The sequence below is a fragment of the Cupriavidus sp. 05N38 genome, assembly GCF_056397345.1.
The window spans coordinates 312,127-329,294 of sequence record NZ_JBFTNF010000002.1; the positions used below are offsets into that span (position 1 = coordinate 312,127).

At 68.9% G+C, this 17,168-nt stretch carries 16 protein-coding genes and 2 tRNA genes; 12 read left to right on the forward strand and 6 right to left on the reverse strand.

Annotated elements, in window-relative coordinates; all coding sequences use genetic code 11:
- The first annotated feature begins 255 nt into the window (after positions 1-255).
- The 3 genes from pobA to AC1DK4_RS02375 all read left to right on the forward strand — a co-directional run bounded on the left by pobA (position 256) and on the right by AC1DK4_RS02375 (position 4,169).
- Positions 256-1,425 (forward strand): 4-hydroxybenzoate 3-monooxygenase, encoded by a 1,170-nt coding sequence (gene pobA, locus AC1DK4_RS02365; protein ID WP_441611972.1) that lies wholly within the window; start codon positions 256-258, stop codon positions 1,423-1,425.
- A 164-nt stretch (positions 1,426-1,589) separates the two neighbouring features.
- Positions 1,590-3,011 carry an MFS transporter gene (locus tag AC1DK4_RS02370; protein ID WP_441611971.1) on the forward strand — a complete coding sequence of 474 codons (1,422 nt, stop codon included), beginning with the start codon at positions 1,590-1,592 and terminating at the stop codon, positions 3,009-3,011.
- A gap of 318 nt (positions 3,012-3,329) precedes the next feature.
- Positions 3,330-4,169: a hypothetical protein gene (locus tag AC1DK4_RS02375; RefSeq protein WP_441611970.1), complete on the forward strand. Its 840-nt coding sequence runs from the start codon at positions 3,330-3,332 to the stop codon at positions 4,167-4,169.
- Between the two features lie 187 nt (positions 4,170-4,356).
- On the opposite strand, the gene AC1DK4_RS02380 is transcribed toward AC1DK4_RS02375, so the two are convergent.
- Positions 4,357-4,884, reverse strand: a complete 528-nt coding sequence (locus tag AC1DK4_RS02380; RefSeq protein ID WP_441611969.1) for a metal-dependent hydrolase — start codon at positions 4,882-4,884, stop codon at positions 4,357-4,359.
- A 185-nt stretch (positions 4,885-5,069) separates the two neighbouring features.
- On the opposite strand from AC1DK4_RS02380, the gene AC1DK4_RS02385 reads away from it, so the two are divergent.
- From AC1DK4_RS02385 to AC1DK4_RS02395, 3 genes are all read left to right on the forward strand, one after another.
- Positions 5,070-5,486: a hypothetical protein gene (locus tag AC1DK4_RS02385; protein ID WP_441611968.1), complete on the forward strand. Its 417-nt coding sequence runs from the start codon at positions 5,070-5,072 to the stop codon at positions 5,484-5,486.
- A gap of 144 nt (positions 5,487-5,630) precedes the next feature.
- Positions 5,631-5,706, forward strand: a tRNA-Glu gene (locus AC1DK4_RS02390).
- 78 nt (positions 5,707-5,784) lie between these two features.
- Positions 5,785-5,861 (forward strand) — tRNA-Asp (locus AC1DK4_RS02395).
- Positions 5,862-5,960: 99 nt separating this feature from the next.
- On the opposite strand, the gene AC1DK4_RS02400 is transcribed toward AC1DK4_RS02395, so the two are convergent.
- A complete protein-coding gene (locus AC1DK4_RS02400; RefSeq protein WP_441611967.1) occupies positions 5,961-7,598 on the reverse strand; it encodes a sensor histidine kinase in 1,638 nt (545 codons plus the stop codon).
- A gap of 62 nt (positions 7,599-7,660) precedes the next feature.
- Between AC1DK4_RS02400 and AC1DK4_RS02405 the strand changes: the two genes are divergently transcribed.
- Positions 7,661-8,266: a response regulator gene (locus AC1DK4_RS02405; protein ID WP_441611966.1), complete on the forward strand. Its 606-nt coding sequence runs from the start codon at positions 7,661-7,663 to the stop codon at positions 8,264-8,266.
- 162 nt (positions 8,267-8,428) lie between these two features.
- Positions 8,429-9,100, forward strand: coding sequence for a DUF746 domain-containing protein (locus AC1DK4_RS02410; RefSeq protein ID WP_441611965.1), 672 nt, complete (start codon positions 8,429-8,431; stop codon positions 9,098-9,100).
- A gap of 61 nt (positions 9,101-9,161) precedes the next feature.
- Here AC1DK4_RS02410 and AC1DK4_RS02415 read toward each other — a convergent pair whose 3' ends face one another.
- From AC1DK4_RS02415 to AC1DK4_RS02430, 4 genes are all read right to left on the reverse strand, one after another.
- Positions 9,162-10,235: a lipase family protein gene (locus AC1DK4_RS02415; RefSeq protein WP_441611964.1), complete on the reverse strand. Its 1,074-nt coding sequence runs from the start codon at positions 10,233-10,235 to the stop codon at positions 9,162-9,164.
- Positions 10,222-11,433 (reverse strand): LssY C-terminal domain-containing protein, encoded by a 1,212-nt coding sequence (locus AC1DK4_RS02420; protein WP_441611963.1) that lies wholly within the window; start codon positions 11,431-11,433, stop codon positions 10,222-10,224. Before AC1DK4_RS02420 ends, AC1DK4_RS02415 begins: the two co-directional genes overlap by 14 nt.
- Before the next feature lie 32 nt (positions 11,434-11,465).
- The gene (locus AC1DK4_RS02425; protein WP_441611962.1) at positions 11,466-12,761 is read right to left on the reverse strand and encodes an LssY C-terminal domain-containing protein; all 1,296 of its coding nucleotides are present in this window, start codon (positions 12,759-12,761) and stop codon (positions 11,466-11,468) included.
- A gap of 148 nt (positions 12,762-12,909) precedes the next feature.
- Positions 12,910-13,803 (reverse strand): LysR family transcriptional regulator, encoded by an 894-nt coding sequence (locus AC1DK4_RS02430; RefSeq protein ID WP_441611961.1) that lies wholly within the window; start codon positions 13,801-13,803, stop codon positions 12,910-12,912.
- A 114-nt stretch (positions 13,804-13,917) separates the two neighbouring features.
- Between AC1DK4_RS02430 and AC1DK4_RS02435 the strand changes: the two genes are divergently transcribed.
- From AC1DK4_RS02435 to AC1DK4_RS02450, 4 genes are all read left to right on the forward strand, one after another.
- Entirely contained in the window at positions 13,918-14,685 is a 768-nt protein-coding gene (locus tag AC1DK4_RS02435) for an SDR family oxidoreductase (RefSeq protein WP_441611960.1), read from the forward strand.
- A gap of 60 nt (positions 14,686-14,745) precedes the next feature.
- Positions 14,746-15,651 carry an SDR family oxidoreductase gene (locus AC1DK4_RS02440; protein WP_441611959.1) on the forward strand — a complete coding sequence of 302 codons (906 nt, stop codon included), beginning with the start codon at positions 14,746-14,748 and terminating at the stop codon, positions 15,649-15,651.
- Between the two features lie 62 nt (positions 15,652-15,713).
- A complete protein-coding gene (locus AC1DK4_RS02445; RefSeq protein WP_441611958.1) occupies positions 15,714-16,295 on the forward strand; it encodes a cyclic nucleotide-binding domain-containing protein in 582 nt (193 codons plus the stop codon).
- A gap of 82 nt (positions 16,296-16,377) precedes the next feature.
- Complete coding sequence (locus AC1DK4_RS02450; RefSeq protein ID WP_441611957.1) at positions 16,378-17,148, forward strand: DUF3047 domain-containing protein; 771 nt, start codon at positions 16,378-16,380, stop codon at positions 17,146-17,148.
- Positions 17,149-17,168: the final 20 nt, after the last annotated feature.

The window sequence follows — 17,168 nt, forward strand, 5'->3', positions numbered from 1 at the left end:
AACTGAAGGCCGCAGACAGCCAGGACCCGGCCTGCACGCGACTGGATGGCACCGAGAGCGGCCTTATATCCCCTTGTTATGACTGCGTTTTTCAGCCTTACCCTAGGGTTTTCCCGGGCAATAACGCAAAAATGCCACCGGAGCACGATGTTCGTTTTGTCCTTTTAATGGTTCGTTCTGTCTATTCCCTGTGCGTCGCGGCGCCGCTATCGTTGTGCCCAACAACAACCAGCCCCCCGCACAGGAGACAACACGATGCGCACACAAGTCGCCATCATCGGCGCGGGCCCTGCGGGCCTGCTGCTCGGGCAATTGCTGGCCAAGGCCGGTATCGAAGCTGTCATCGTCGAACAGCGCAGCCCCGACTACATCCTCGGCCGCATCCGCGCCGGCATCCTCGAGAGCGTGACCGCCGATGCGCTGGAACGCGCGGGCGTGGCCGGGCGCCTGCATCATGACGGCCTGGTCCACCACGGCATCGAACTGTCCTTCGGCGGGCAGCGCCACCGGATCGACTTCCACGAGCTGATCGGGCGCTCCGTCACCGTGTACGGCCAGACCGAAGTGACGCGCGACCTGATGGCTTCGCGCGAAGCCTGCGGCGCGCGCACCATCTACGACGCCGAAGACGTGAGCGTGCACGACTTCGATACGGCCACGCCCGTGGTGCGCTACCGCAAGGACGGCCAGCTGCACGAACTGCGCTGCGATTTCATCGCCGGCTGCGACGGCTTCCACGGCGTCACGCGGCGCAGCGTACCCGATTCTTCCAGGCGCATCTTCGAGCGGGTCTATCCGTTCGGCTGGCTCGGCGTCCTCACCGATACCCCGCCGGTGGCAGACGAGCTGATCTACGCCAGCCATGAACGCGGCTTTGCCCTGTGCAGCATGCGCTCGCTCACGCGCAGCCGCTACTACGTGCAGGTGGGCGCCGCCGAGCGCGTCGAAGACTGGTCCGACCAGCGCTTCTGGGACGAGCTGCGCGGCCGCCTCGACGCGAGCGCCGCCGAGGCCCTGGTCACCGGCGACAGCATCGAGAAGAGCATCGCGCCGCTGCGCAGCTTCGTGTGCGAGCCGATGCGCTTCGGCAACCTGTTCCTGGCCGGCGACGCCGCGCATATCGTGCCGCCCACCGGCGCCAAGGGCCTGAACCTGGCCGCCAGCGACGTGCTCTGCCTGGCCGACGGCCTGATCGCCCGCTACCTGCACGACGACGCCGGCGAGCTCGATGCGTACTCGCAGAAATGCCTGCGCCGCGTCTGGAAGGCCGAGCGCTTCTCATGGTGGATGACCTCGCTGCTGCACCGCTTCCCCGACGCGGACGACTTCGCCGTGCGCATCCAGCAGGCCGAACTGGACTACCTGACCGGTTCGCGCGCGGCCTGCATGTCGCTGGCCGAGAACTACGTCGGCCTGCCGTTCTGACAGCAGTCCAGAGGCTGGACCAAGCAAATCGAAGCTAGTCGAAGCAAACCGAAGCAGGACGAAGGCAGGGCGAGGTCCGCGCGGGCCTGCCGCGCGCCTTCGCACAGCCAGCAGACAGATACACAGAATCCGCCGCCAACGAGCGGCCCCCGTGGAGACAAAGCATGACGCCCCCAGACAGCGGCCGCCCGGCCGCAACCCATGATTCCGCGCGCCGGCCCGGCGCATCCGTCGACGTCCAGCAGTTCATCGACAGCCAGCCGTTTTCGCGCTTCCAGTGGATGATCCTGGTGCTGTGCTTCCTGATCGTCGCGGCCGATGGCTTCGATACGGCCGCGATCGGCTTTATCGCGCCGGTGCTGGCCAAGGAGTGGGGCATCGCGCGCGCCCATCTCGGACCGGTGCTGAGCGCGGCCCTGTTCGGGCTGGCCGCGGGCGCGCTGGTGGCGGGGCCGCTGGCCGACCGCTTCGGCCGCAAGCGCGTGCTGGTGGGATCGGTGCTGTGCTTCGGCGCATGGAGCGCGGCCTCGGCCTTCGCGGGCTCCATCGAGGCACTGACCGCGCTGCGCTTTCTCACCGGGCTCGGGCTCGGCGCGGCCATGCCCAACGCGGTCACCCTGATGTCGGAGTACGCGCCCGCGCGGCGCCGCTCGCTGGCGGTCAACGCCATGTTCTGCGGCTTCACGCTGGGCTCGTCGGCGGGCGGCTTTATCGCGGCCTGGCTGATTCCGCATCACGGCTGGCATTCGGTGCTGCTGGTGGGCGGCGTCGCACCGCTGATGCTGGCCGTGCTGCTGATGCTGTGCCTGCCGGAATCGGTCCGCTTCATGGTGGCGCGCCGGGCGGACGCGGCGCGCATTGCCGCCGCGCTGTCGCGCATCCGCCCCGGCGCACTGCGCGGCGACGAGCGCTTCCACATCCAGGAGCAGGCGCCCGGCGACGGTGCGGCGGCGACCTCGTCGCTGCGGGCCATCCTGATGCCGCGCTTCGCCATCGGCACGGTGCTGCTCTGGACCACCTACTTCATGGGCCTGCTGATCTTCTACCTGCTGACGAGCTGGCTGCCGACGCTGATCTCGGATGCTGGCTTCCCCATCGAGAAGGCCGCGCTGGTAACCGCGCTGTTCCCGCTCGGCGGCGGTATCGGCACGCTGGCGGTGGGGTGGCTGATGGACCGCGGGCATCCGTGGCGCATCGTGGCGGGCACCTATGCGCTGACCGGCGCGCTGGTCTACGCGGTGGGCCACGGCGCCGGCGACCTGTTCCTGCTGAGCCTGCTGGTGTTTGCCGCGGGCACCTGCATGAACGGCGCGCAATCGTCGATGCCGACGCTGGCCGCGGGCTTCTATCCCACCCAGTGCCGCGCCACCGGCGTGGCGTGGATGCTGGGCATCGGCCGCTTCGGCGGCATCGCCGGCGCGCTGCTGGGCGCGCAGATCCTGAGCATGGGATGGAGCTTCGGCAAGATCTTCGGGCTGCTCTCGCTGCCGGCCTTCGTCGCCACCATCGCGCTGCTGGCCGCTTCGGCGCGGTACTCTGGCGCCCACACCACCGCCAGCGCCATCGCCTCGAAAACGACATCGTGACCGCATGCCCGCACGCGGGCCGCGACCCGACGAAAATCTGAGCCCGCCGCCGCCGCCGCCCCGTCCCCGCCCCCCTTGCCGGATCCCGGGGCCGCCGCGCGGCTCGCCCTGCCGTTGCGCGGAGGGCCGCTGCGCATCTGTGCGCCTTCGGCATCAAATATGAGCCCGCTTGGTTCGCTGGCCCACATACCCTGCATGGCTACAGGCAGTAATCGCCACTACCGGCTTTGCCTGGCGCGGATGCGGGGCTTACCATGCAGAAACAGCCCGACTACAGGGCGGATGCACAGAGAGAAATCGTGGTGAGGCGGGGACATTTTGGCCAACTATCTGGAAGAGTACTGCTCGCGCATCCGGCGCGGGGCGGCTGCGTCCGTGATCGACAAGCCTGTACTGGTTGATCGCGATCGCATTTATTCAATGACCTACGTGCCGTTCGAGCACACGCATGCGGACGCACGGCTGGTGCTGGTAAGCACCACGCCCGGACATACCCATGTACAGCTCGCCGCGGAGCTGACCGAGCGCCTGCTGCAAAGGCACGCGCCCGGACGCACCATCCAGCGCGAGAACAAGCGACAGGTGGAGCTCGGCGGTCGGCTGGTACGGCCCAACCTGATACGCATGCTGGACCATTTCGGCATTGCGCAGCTGGTCGGCCTGCCGGGCGCCGCGGCGCTTTGGGGCGACGGCTTCGCGCAGCTGCAGCCGCTGGCCTTGCTGCCCTACGCCACCACGCGGCGTGGCCTGGCCTTCGATGGCGACCTGGAAGAACTGATGGCGGTGCCGATGCTGCGCGGCGTGTTCGAGGCGCTCTTCCTCGGACGGATCGGCCAGGCAGATCACGAAGTCCTGTATGTGGCGCTGGGGCGCACGGCGTGGTCCGCGCTGGGGCATGCCGTCGACCAGGGCCTGCTGCAGCGGCGGCAGTTGCTCGGCATGATGCCGGTGCCAGCGCGCGCCGGCAGCATGGTGAAGTATTTCCTGCGGCAGGTCAGCGCGGCCTCGCTTTCGCCGCGCGACCCGGTGCGCCACCGCACCGCCTGGCTCGACACGGCGCATGCCGAAATGACCCTGGCCGTGCGCCGGCAGCGCCAGCGCACGGCCGAAGCCGGCGCGGGTTCGCAGCACGCGACGGTGATCTGCCTGGAGGCCTGAAATCGGCCCGTATGCCGGACAAGTCACCCCACCTCGGTGGGGTGCATATGGCACTTTTGGCGGCCGTTAGTCTTCCGGGAGGGAATTGCCTCCCTCGTATTCCCGATCGGCGGCCCCTTGTGGCCGCCTCTTTTTTTCTTGCGCCTTTTCTTGGCCCTTTCTTGCGCCTTTTCTTGCGCCACAAGCCTCAGGCGCGCAGGTGCCAGACCCGCAGGTAGTGGAGCAGGTCCAGGCCATGCGTGCCATGGAACCACACATGGCGCGACAGCGACAACGCGCCGGCCCACGAAGCCGCCACCACCAGCAGGTCGCAGCGTCCGCTCTTCCACCAGTTCAGCGAATGCCGCCCGTAGATCCAGGGCACGCCCAGCGGGTTGGGCCAGTCAGCGAGCAAATGCATGATCCCGCCGCAGGCAAAGCCGAATGCCGGCGCGGCCAGCACGTGGCTGCCGAGCGCGCGGTGCGCGAACACCAGCAACGCGATCCAGGCAATGCCCCAGTGCGTCCACGTGCGATGCGTGATCCACAGGCGGCGCGACCTCGACCACCACGCCACCTCGAGCCAGTCCGGCGCGCCGCCGCCGGCCACGCCCGCCATGAAGGCCAGCGCGGCGCCCAGTTGATAGGCGCCGCCGGCGCCGGACTTGGCGACGACCGCGGCGGCGATCAGGCCCGCCGCCCATCCGGTGGCATGGTGTGCTTTGCTCGAAGCCATTGCGTGGGGCGCTTTGTGAAGCCATGAAAACGAAGGGGCGCAATGGTGGCAGATCGTCACGCAAAAGACCAGCGCGCCTTGCCTGCGGCCCGCCTGCGCGCTAAGTTGAAAGCGCTGGCGGCAGCGCCGCAGCAAATGCTCGCGAACGCTTGCGAATGCTTGCGATTGCTTTTGCAGGAGTTCACATGAAACAGCAGGCCAGGCAACTGCGCGCCACGCGGGTGGCCATGGGCTTCGCCGCGGCCCTGTGGCTCGCGCCGCCGCCCCAGGCCCAGCCGGTGGAATCCGGCCCGATGACGGTCGGCGGATCGCTGGTGGTGGAAGGCCCGCTCACCGTGCACGGGTCGCTCACCGCCGATGGCGGCGTGCTGGCGCATGGCCCGCTCAGCGCGGCGTGGTTCGCCACGCGGCCGCCCGTCTATGCCTTGCCGCCGGGCGCGCGCCCGCAGCGGGTCTTCCATGGCCCGCTCACCGTGCACGGCCCGCTGGTGGTGCAGGGCAATGTGCTGGTCAACGGCCCGCTCAATGTGGACGGGCCGATTTCCGCGTCGGGCGGAATCGAGGCGGACGGGCCCATGCGCGAACGCCGCGGCGGACGCTGACGCCGCCGCACGATCGCGGCGCAAGGTGGCCGGCAAACCCGCTCTTCTGCATTCCGATAAATAAATACTTCACAGCGGCGATGAAGGGCGCTACAATTGCGCCCCTCGCGACATGAAACAGCAAGGTGTTGCAAGCAGGTTTATGTCCCCTTCGTCTAGAGGCCTAGGACATCACCCTTTCACGGTGAGTACAGGGGTTCGAATCCCCTAGGGGACGCCAGTTTCGAAGGCATGCCGGCATGGCATGCCCCGACAAGCGCGTCGGAGACCGGTTTCGCCGGTTTCCACAAGCCAGTGTGGAGCGGTAGTTCAGTTGGTTAGAATACCGGCCTGTCACGCCGGGGGTCGCGGGTTCGAGCCCCGTCCGCTCCGCCACAGAAAACAGCCCGCCGTCAGGCGGGTTTTTTTCGTCTTCAGTTTTCAGTCTTCAGCTTTCGGCTTTTGCGTCTCGCGCGGCTTCGCGCGCCCCGCCCTTCAGGGCTGTGCCGCCGCGCGCGGCAGCCGGACCTGGAAACACGAGCCCCGCCCTTCCTCGCTGGTCACGCGGACCTCGCCTCCGTGCAGGTCGACCACCAGCCTGACCAGATAGAGCCCGACCCCCGCGCCCGCCGTGCCGGCCACGTTGCCGCCGCGCACGAAGCGCTCGAAGATATGGTCGCGGTCCTTGTCGGGGATGCCCATGCCGCGGTCCGACACCGACACGCTGAGCGCATCGGCGTCGCCTCGCACATACACGACGACCGGCGTGCCCGCGGGCGAGTACTTGATGGCATTGCCGATCAGGTTGCTGAAGGCCTGGAACAGCAGCCTGGCATCGCCATGGATTACCTCGCTGACGCCCGGGTCGACGATCTCCTCGATGCTCGCCGCCGGCGAGCTCTCGCGGTGCATGTCGCAGACTTCATGCACCAGCAGGCCCAGCGAAAAATCGACGCTGCGCAGCGTGGCCAGGCGCCCGCCGTCCAGCAGTTGCGAAGAGTCGAGCAGATGGTCGATGAGGGAGGTCATGCGGCGCACGGCGCCGCGGATGCGCCCGCAGCGCTCGGCCAGCACCTCGGCCGAAGGTGCTTCCTTCATGCGCATGAGACGCTGGGCATGGCCGTCGATGACGTTGAGCGGCGTGCGGAATTCGTGCGAGGCCATCGAGACGAAATTGCGCTGGAGCATGGCCATGCGCCGCTCGTTCTCCAGCGTGTCCTGCAGCATGGTGGTCTGCGCGGCCAGCGCGGCCTTGCTGCCCTCCAGCTCCAGCGTGTTGTCGCGAAAGCGCACCACCGCGCGCGCGATCTCGCCGATCTCGTCCTTGCGGCCGGCGCCCGGTATGTCCACATGCGGATCGTTGTCGGTGATGCGGTGCATGCGCTCGACCAGCGCCGCGATCGGGTTGGATACCGCCATGACCAGGTAGGCCACCGCGGCGATCACCAGGCAACAGGACACCAGGATGGCGCCGGCGATCAGCCGCCGCGCCTCCTGATAGGCATCGGCCTCGCGCGCGGTCGCATCGGCCGCGCCCGCCACGTTGCGCTCGGTCAGCACGCCGAGCGTGCCGTTGGCCCGCTCGAATGCGCGCCGCGACTCGCCGCGGTACAGCGCCACCGCCTGCGTGGTGTCTTTCTGGTGGGCCAGCGACACCACCTCGTCCACGCGCTGGCGGTAGGCCGACCACTGCGCGATGAACTGCTCGTAGAGCGCCCGTTCGGCCGGGTCGTGCGCGATCTTGCCGTAGCGCCCCTCCACTTCCTTGATTACGTCGTCGAGCTTGCCGATCTGCTCCTGCGCGGCGCGCAGGTCGGCGCGCGTGGTGGCGATCAGCGCGTCGCCCTCGAACGCGCGGTAGTCGGAAATATAATTATTGAGGTCGCCGAGGATGCGGTTGCTCTGCAGCCAGCGCCCGCTGATCTGCGCCGATACGCTGTGGAAGCTGCTCAGGCGATTGATGCCGAACAGCCCCACGCCTACCACCAGCAGCAGGAACAGCACGAAGACAAGCGAAAGCCGCACGCGTATCGGCCTGAGCATCGGCACCGAATCGGGCAGCCGGGCAAGCCGCCGCCCGAGCCCGCGGCGCACGCGGCGGCGGCCAGATGCCGGATGAAGCGAGTGATTCATGAGACTTTTATCCTGAAATTCGCTACGCTCTGCGCGTCCACCCCAGTCAATCAAGGATCGCCATGCCAGACGCCAGCCGCAAGATACTCTGCATCGAGGACGATGCGGAAACGGCCGCCCTGATTGCCGAGGAGCTGGTCGAGCGCGGCTTTGCCGTCAGCATCGCGCATGACGGCGAACAGGGATTTGCCGCCATCCTGCGCGATACGCCGGACCTGGTCCTGTGCGACGTGAGTATGCCAGTGATGACCGGCTTCGAACTGCTGGAGAAAATCGTCTCGCTGGCCCCGCGCTTCGCCGACATGCCGTTTGTCTTTCTCACCGCGCTGGCCCAGCGCGAAGCCGAACTCAAGGGCCGCAGGCTCGGCGCCGACGACTACGTGACCAAACCCGTGGATTTCGACATCCTCACCAGCATCGTCGATGCCAGGCTGGCCCGCGCGGCGCGCACGCGCCCGGGGCTGCACGCGGTGCAGTTGAGCGAGCGCGAGGTGGAGACGCTGGTATGGTCCGCGCGGGGCAAGACCTCCGGGGAGATCGCCAGCATCCTGGGCTTGTCCAAGCGCACCGTGGACTTTCACATCGACAATGCCCGCCAGAAGCTGGGCGTGGCCACGCGCATCGAAGCGGTGGTGAAGGCGGCTTCGGCCGGGATCATCAAGCCGTAAGGTGCGCGCAAGCCACGCGCGCGTCACACCGGGCGGCACGGACCCGCTCCCGGGCGGCCGCCCACTGTGATCAATCACAGTTTCGACCGCTCCCCATCCCAAATAGAATCTGCGCACTTTCACCGCTCCCGGAGCATGGGCCGGTTCGCCCGTGCCGACGTAATGAGCAGATTCCACCCGTCCCAACCTACGGCGACAGGCCACGACCTCGTCAGCGCGCATGCCCTTGTCCAGGAGCCGCGCCGCGCGACCACGCTGATCCATATCGGCGCGCGCGCGACGGGTGCGGGCGGCGACGCCGACCTTGCCACCTTCCTGCTGTCCGCCTGGCGCCGCCTGCACACGGCGAGCCGCCGTCCGCCGCGCTGCCCGCGCTGCGGCGAGCGCGCGGCCTTCCACAGCACGGACGAGGGCGGCCTGCCCCAGTTCCAGTGCACCGGTTGCCGCCAGCCGTTTACCCGCCTGACCGGCACGCCGGTGGGACGCCTGCGGCTGGGCGACAAGGCCGAGGCATTCTTTGGCCTGGCGTCGCGCCAGATCACCGTGGCGGAAGCCGCGCGGCGGCTCCTGATCAAGAGCGAGACCGTCAGGCACTGGTCGCTGCAGACCCGCCTGTGGCTGCTGTCGCTCGATCCGAAAGGCGACTGGGAGCGACGCATGCTGCTGGGCGTGCGCTACGCGGTGCTGCCGGAAGGCGGCCAGGTGAAGACGCTGGCCGCCACGCGCGAGTGCCGCTGCGCCGTGGCATCCGACGATAGCGATGCGCTCGCCGAAATCGAAAACCCGCCCCTGCTGGTGCGGGTGTGCCCTGTCTGCGAGCTGAAGGCGCACTAGCTCCGCACGAGGCCGCACCCCGCTGCGGCGGGACGCCGTCCCTGCGGCATTGCCCCGGCAGTCACGGCGCGGGCGTGGCGAGGTCCTCCTCCACGAAGCGCAGCAGCGCTTCCGCCAGGGCTTCGCGCGGGTAGGCATTCTGGGTGACGAACAGCGAGCCGACCGTGGGATGCGTGCGGGCGACCGGCACCGCCATGGCCCAGTGATCGGCATTCACATACCCCATCAAGGTGCTCGCGGGCACCACCTGGTCATAGAAGATGACCTGGCTGTCGTTGCGCGGATCCACCCGCGCGAGCTTGTCGTAGCTCGATGACAGGATCGACGAAATGCGCTCCGGCCGGGGGAACGTGACCAGCGAGTAGTAGTGCAGCTCGCGTGGCAGCGGATTGCGTGCCAGCCAGGCCTTGCGCACGGCGGGCCGCAGGCTTTGCACCGCGCCGCCGTCGCCGGACTGGCAGGTCGCGCCCGGGAAATGGCGCAACAGGTCCGCCTGGTATTGCTCGGCGTCGTTGGCCAGCGGCGAGCCGCCGACCGCCCCGGCCACGCTGACCACCGCCGCCAGCCGGCTGCGGATCTCCGGATACGCGACCACCGCTTCGAGGATGTCGGGCGCCCCTTTCGAGTAGCCAACCAGCACCAGGCGCGGCGCGCCCTCGGTCTGCGGCATGGCCATGATTGCATCGCGCACCTCGCGCGCATTGGTTTCGATGCCGGACAGGGCGTCGACCTCGAGCAGCCTGGCGTCATAGCCGAACTGCTGCACGTGCGTGGCGACCGTGCCGGGCGTCTTGAGCCACGGCGCGAAGCACTGGTAGCCGATGCCGGGCACCAGCAGCGCGACCAGGCCCCGCCTGGACTGGCCCAGGTCCACGGGCCGGCCGGTGCCGGCGGGCTCGTCGCCCACGCGGGTCAGGGCGTCGTCGCAGGGCCGCGCATCGGGCACGGCAGCGCCGCGCGCCTGCAGCACCGCGCAGTAGATCTCGCGAAAACGGGCCCGCCCGTCGCGCACGCCGGCCTGTGCCGCGGGCACGAGCGCAAGCGGCGGCGTATCCGCCGAGTAGGGCGTGAGCGGCTGGCCGGCGCATGCGCCAAGCGCGAGACAGGCGGCGATGACCGCGTTACTTGTGCGCATTGCCCTTCTCCCCGCCGGCGGCAGCGGCGGCGTCGCGCCGCTCCAGGTACGGCACCCAGTCCAGCAATTCCACGTCGGAGAGGCTCAGCGGGCGCGTGGCGAAGAACATCACCGCCCGCAGGCCATCGGTATGGTAGGCGGCGCCGGCCAGCGTCGCCCTGGGCTGTGCCCTGGGTGCCTGGCCCACGCCCTCGACGAAGCCCAGCTTGTCGAGGCCGCCCGAGTAGATCATGTCCTGCACCAGCAGGTTGCGCGCTTCGTCCACGTCCGGGTGCAGGACGAGGCTTGCCTGGTCCGGGGGCGCGAAGCGTCCGCCGAGCGGCCGACCGACCTGCACGAGATAGACCGGCTGGCCCTGGAAGCTGACCGGCGCGAGCCACACGCGCATCCACGTTGCCGGCGCGCCCTCCTGCGCCTGCTTGCGCAGCACCGTGTCCGGCGCGCGGCCGAAGACGTACTGCGCGGAATCGGCTTCGCGCGGGTCGCGCCGATAGTTGCGCCGCACCGCCGCCGTGCCGAGGTCGGCCAGCGCGCCGATGATCACGACATTGATCGGGTCACCCCGGGTGTTCCTGCTCGCATCCGTGGCGCAGGACGGCTGCCGCTCGAGCGCGCCGCGCAGCGCGGCGAGATCGCTGTAGTCCGTGACCCCGCCAGCCGGGTATTGGAACATGGTCTGCGAGAAGCGCGGGCTGGCCGCGTCGTCCGGCACGATGAGGAACAGGGAGAACGGCACGAGCGTCCTGGCCCCGAGCAGGTCGATGTTCACGAGCTTGGTGCCGCGGTCCGGATTGGTGAAGACGATGCCCGAGCGGGTCCCTCCCGGCGGAATCGGGTTCTTGAAACCGAGCCCGTTGAAGTGGGCGTCGATGCGTGCATTGGTGGCCCCGCCGAGCGGCGAGTGCATGGACCACGCCACTTCGAGCGGCGAGAAGTAATCCGGGTCGGTGCCCGAGCGCAGCAGCCACAGCACCTGCGGGCCACCGTTGTGCACTTCGACCCAGATCGGCTGCACATTGGTCTTGTTGACGTCGGCGCCGAACATGCGCTTGCTGTCGTCGGTGCCCAGCACCGCCGCGCTCACGCGTACGTCCTGCCTGTCGGCGCTGACGGCGCGCGCGCGCAGCGGGGCATCGTCCACGTCCTGCGGCGCCTGCCAGGTGGCACAGCCGGCCAGGCCGAGCAAGAGGCTCGCCATGCGCGCCGTGCGATACCACCGCCCCGGCCCGCTCATGGCCGCGCGCCGCCGCTCGCGGTTGCGGTTGCGGACGTGTCTCCCACGCGCCACGGGAAGTACTCGATATCGGACAGCGACGTGGGCTTGCGATCGAATATCAGCAAGGTACGGTACCCGTTGGTGTAGTAAGGATCAGTGGTCAGGTTTTCCCGCGGCTTGTCTTGCGGGGCGGCACCCACGCCCCCCACGAAGCCGAGCTTTGCGAGATTCTGCGAGTAGGCCATGTCTTCGGTCAGCGCCGTGCGCGCCTCGTCGACGTCCGGGTCGATCTTGTGCGTCGTCAGCGTGGGCGAGTGGATGGTGAGGCGGCTGCCGATATCGCGGCTGATCTGGCCCACCCACACCGGCTTGCCGTGGTAGCGCATGGGACTCAGCCAGAGCCGCAGGTGATTGCGCTGGTGAATGGTGCCGCGGCCCTTCTGCAATGCCAGGTCCTGGGCCCGCCCGTACAGGAAGAGGTCGCTCACCGGCGCATTGAGGTAGCGCTCGCCGGACAGCGCGGAAGTCACCATCCGCGTGATCGCGCCCGCCCACCTGGCCTCGGTCGGGCGCCAGCCGCGGCGCACCAACGCCGGGAAGGCATCGTCGAGACCGCCCACGACCACCAGGTTCAGCGGATCGCCCAGTTTCGTGCCGTCCTTGTTGCCTGCGCAGCAAGGCAGGGCCTCGAGCGCGGCACGAAAGGCGTCGTCGTCCGTGTAGTCCACGATCTGGTCCGGCGCATAGATCTGGCGCCGGAAGACATCGCTGGCCTTGTAGTCGGCGCGAAAGCCCGGTACCACCATAAGGATCGAGAAAGTCGTTGCGCGCCCGCTCGCGACCAGGTCAAGCTGCACGAGCCGTGCCCCCTCGCTGGCGTTGGTCAGCACGAACCCCGTCACGGACTGGCCAGGCGCCACCGGATTGTGGAAGGCGAGCTGGTCAAAGCGCCGGGCGAGGTCGGCGCGCGTGGTCTGGGCGTCGGCCGGGGCAAACGCTTCGGCCGCCTCGGAGGCGGGGAAGAATGCCGGATCGAGGCCCGGCGACAGCAAGTAGTAGCTCTGGGAACCGCTGTTGCGTACCTCGACCCAGACCGGCTGCACGCCTTTTTGCGCCAGCGGAACGCCATACACCTCCGCGCTCTCCGCATCGGAGAGCACCGCCGCCGATACCTGCAGGCCATTCTCGCTGCGCGTCAGGGCGCGGCTCTTGTAGTCGCCTTCCGGCGCGGGCGGTGCCGCCGGCATGCAGCCGGCGAGCGCGCCGGCCACGGCGACTGCGCCCAGCGCTCGAATCACGATGCGGTCCATCGCGTCACCTCACTGCGGCGGGTAAGGGCAGAGGTCTTGCCGGCAGGGCCGGCGCATGCACCGGTCGGTGTCGCGCGGATGCCTGGAAAAGTATATGTCTCGCCGGGCGGCGCGGCGGGCCCCTTCAGGCCGCTTTGCGCGCGGTGCCTCAGCCGCCGGCGCGCTCGAACACTTCCCGCAGCCATTGCACGAACACGCGCACGCGGGAGGAGAGCTGGCGGTTCTGCGAATACAGCACCGAGACCGGCATCGGCGGGGGCGGAAATGCACCCAGCACCACCTGCAGGCGGCCCAGCCGCAGTTCTTCGGCCACGCGGTAGCGCGGCACCTGCACCAGCCCGAGCCCGGCCACCGAGGCACCTGTGTAGAGATCGGCGCCGGTGACCGAAACGGTGGCCGCCAGTTGCACCGCCGTCACGCGGCCATCCACGGTGAACTCCAGCGGTACCGCCTTGCCCGTGCCGCTGGAAATGTAATTGACCGCGCGATGCGCCGCGAGCGCCTCCGGGTGGTGCGGTTCGCCGTGCCCGGCCAGGTAGGCGGGGCTGGCCACGGTGACCTGCTCGAGCAGCGCCACGCGCCTGCCCACCATCGACGAGTCCTGCAGGTTGCCTGCGCGCAGCACGCAGTCCACGCCTTCGCGCACCAGGTCGACCAGGCGATCGTCCTCGCCGATATGCACCTCGAGGTCCGGGAACTGCGCCAGGAAGCCCGGCAGCGCCGGCACCACGAAGTGCCGCGCCAGCGTGCCCTGGAGGTTGACCCGCAGCAGCCCCTTCGGCGCCGTGTTGCGGAACGAACCTTCGGCTTCCTCCAGGTCCGCTATCAGGCGCACGCAGCGGCGGTAGTAGGCGTCACCGTCGTGCGTGAGGCGTACCGTGCGCGTGGTGCGCTCCAGCAGGCGCGCGCCCAGGCGCAGTTCCATGCGCTTGATCAGGTTGGTGATGGTGGCGCGCGGGATGCGCAGATCTTCCGCGGCCTGGGTGAAGCTCTGGCGCTCGGCGATGCGTACGAAGGCCTGCATTTCCTGAAAGCGGTCCATACGGCCTCATTGTTAAAGCAAACGGAGCAATGATATCAATTTAACGCCGATTATCTGCAGACCGGAATAGTCCATGATTCATTTCACCAACCCACCACTGCAAGGAAATGCATCATGAACACCACTGCAAGCACCGCGACCACCGCCACCACCAACGGCAAGGTCGCCATCGTCACCGGCGCCTCGCGTGGCATCGGCGCCGCCATCGCGCGACGGCTTGCCCGCGACGGCTTCGCAGTAGCCGTCAACTACGCCTCCGGCGCGGCGCCGGCCGAAGCGCTCGTGGCCGAACTCAAGGCTGCGGGCGCCACCGCCATCGCCGTGCGGGCGGATGTGTCGGATGCCGGGGAGGTGCGCCGCATGTTCGAGATCACCGAGCAGCAGCTGGGCAAGGTCGACGTGCTGGTCAACAACGCCGGCGTGCTCAAGACCGTTCCGCTCGCCGACACCAGCGACGCGCTCTACGACCAGACCTTCGACATCAATGTGCGCGGCACCTTCAACACCCTGCGCGAGGCCGCCGCCCGCATGGGCGAAGGCGGGCGCATCGTCAACTTCTCCAGCACCACGCTGGCGCTGAACATGCCCGGCTATGCGGTCTACAACGCCACCAAGGCAGCGGTGGAAGCGTTCACGCACGTGTTCGCCAAGGAACTGCGCGGCCGCAATATCACCGTGAACGCCGTCGCCCCCGGCCCGATCGCCACCGCGTTGTTCCTCGACGGCAAGACCGACGAGCAAATCCGGGCCTTCGCCGGGATGGCGCCGCTGCAACGCCTCGGCCAGCCGGAAGACATCGCCTCGGTCGTCGCCTTCCTCGCCGGCCCGGATGCCGGCTGGGTGAACGGCCAGATCCTGCGCGCCAACGGCGGCATTGCCTGATCCCTGCCGCGCCACGACAGGCCACCACGCCGACGCTCACCATATCCAGGGAGAACCACCATGCAGAACGCCAGCCGGCAAGTCATCCTCGTCACCGGTGCGGGCACCGGCATCGGCAAGCTCAGCGCCCGGGCGCTGGCCGAAGCGGGGCATATCGTCTACGCCACCATGCGCGACACGGACGGCCGCAACCGCGAGCACGCCCAGGCACTGCGCGCGCTCGCCACGTCCAGGAAGCTCGCGCTCCATCCGCTTGAACTCGATGTGCTGTCGCAGGAATCGGCCGATGCCGCCGCCGCGGCCATCGTGCGCGAGCAGGGCCGCCTCGACGTGGTGATGCAGAACGCCGGGCATCTGGTAGTCGGTCCCACCGAGGCGTTCACGCCCGAGGAAATGATGCGCGTGTTCGACACCAACCTGTTCGGTGCGCAGCGCGTGAACCGCGCGGTGCTGCCTTACCTGCGCCGGCAGGAAGCCGGGCTGATGCTGTGGATCAGCAGCACCACGACCAAGGGCGGTTTCCCGCCGTTCATGGGCCCCTATGGCGCGGCCAAGGCGGCCATGGATTCGCTGGCGGTGACGCTGGCCTACGAGCTGGCGCGCTTCGGCATCGAGACTTCCATCGTGGTGCCGGGCGCCTTCACCCGGGGCACCGCGCACTTCCCCAGCGCAGGCAAGCCGGCCGATGCCGCCACGGCCGCCGCCTACAGCCGCTACGACGGCGTGATGGACCAGATCGGCGAACGCCTCGGCGCGCTCACGCCCGAGGACGCCGATCCCCAGGCCGTGGCCGACGAGATCGTGCGCATCGTGGGCCTGGCCGCCGGCACGCGCCCGATGCGCTCGGTGATCGATTTCGTCGGCGACGGCGCGCGCGAAGTGCTGGAAGTGTCGGAACGCGTGCGGATCAGCTTCGCGCAACGCATCGGCATGGGCGACCTGCTCGAGGCCCGGATCTCGCGCTGAGCCCCGCGCGCCAACCATCAGGCGGGCCGCGCATGGCCCGCCGGCACACCCCCGGAGGGGCCATGAACCGATGGATCCGACTCGCATTCAACCTGCTGCTGCCGGCCCTGCTCGCCTCGTGCGAAGCCGGTCCCGCGGCGCACGCCGATGCCGCTCTCACCCAGGGCAAACCCATGAAAGCCTCGAAGACCTATCTGTACCTGCTGCGCAAGACGCCGTTCTTCACCAGCCTGGACAGCGAGCAGTTGCGCTGGACCATCGACCATTCGCGCGAATGGGAGGCGCAAGCCGGCACCGTGATCGCACAGTGCGAGCGCACCGGCGCGGCCGGCGGCGCGGACAATGCCGACGTCTGGATCCTGCTCGACGGGGGCTGGCAACTCGAGCACGCAGGCAAGGCCTATCCCGCCGGCCATGCCGACCCGGGCAACTGGTTCAGCGCGCGCCAGGCCACGGGCGACTGCCGCCTGGTCGCCACCGGGCACAGCTACGTCATGCGCATCGCACGGGCAGAGTTCGACGACATGGTGGCGCGGGGCTTTGCCTTCGGCCGGCACCTGGATGCAGGGATGCGCCACTACCGCGCGATCTTCGGCGCCGCGGCGCAGGCCGCCGGCAGCCCCGGCGCGCAGGCCGCGCCGTAGCGCACCAGGCCGCCGCGCGGGCAAACGCGGTGGCCCCTGCCTACAATGGGAGTTACCCTCCACGACCGACAATCACCCACACATGACCATGCATCGGGCTTCAAGGCGGCCTTCCTGGATCAAGCGACTGGCGGGCCTGCTGGCCTGCAGCGTCCCGCTGTGGGCAGCCGCGCCGGCGCATGCACAGTCCGCGCAGCCTGGCGTGGCATTCTCCGCGGGCCAGCCCGGCGGTACGCTGCCGGCGGGCTGGAAGAACCTGCCGGTTGCGCAAGGCAAGGCATCGACCCGCTACAGCCTGGTGGCCGACGGCCGCACCACCGTGCTGCAGGCGGACGCCACCGCCTCGGCCTCGGCGCTGATGCATGAGGGCGACATCGACCTCGTCGCCACGCCCCAGCTGAGCTGGCGCTGGAAGATCGATCAGCCCATCGCCAACGCCGACAACCGCGTGGCCGCCCAGGAGGACGCGCCGGCACGGCTGGTCTTCATGTTCGACGGCGACAAGGGAAAACTCTCGCTGGGCGACCGTACCGCCATGCGGCTGGCCAAGACGCTGGCCGGCGAGGAATTGCCCTATGCCACGCTGATGTACGTCTGGTCCGACAGCGCGCCGGCCGGCACCATCATCGACAACCCGCATACCTCGCGGGTCAAGATGATCGTGGTGTCGGGCAGCCCGGACGGCGCAGGCAAATGGCTGTCGCTGAGCCGCAACGTGGCGCAGGATTACAAACGCGCCTTCAACGAAGCGCCCGGCAAGCTCACCGCCTACGGCCTGCTCACCGACACCGACAACACCGGCGCGACCGCGCGCGCATGGTACGGCGATCTCCGCTTTTCGGCGGGGAAATGACGCCGGACGGGGACAGCGGG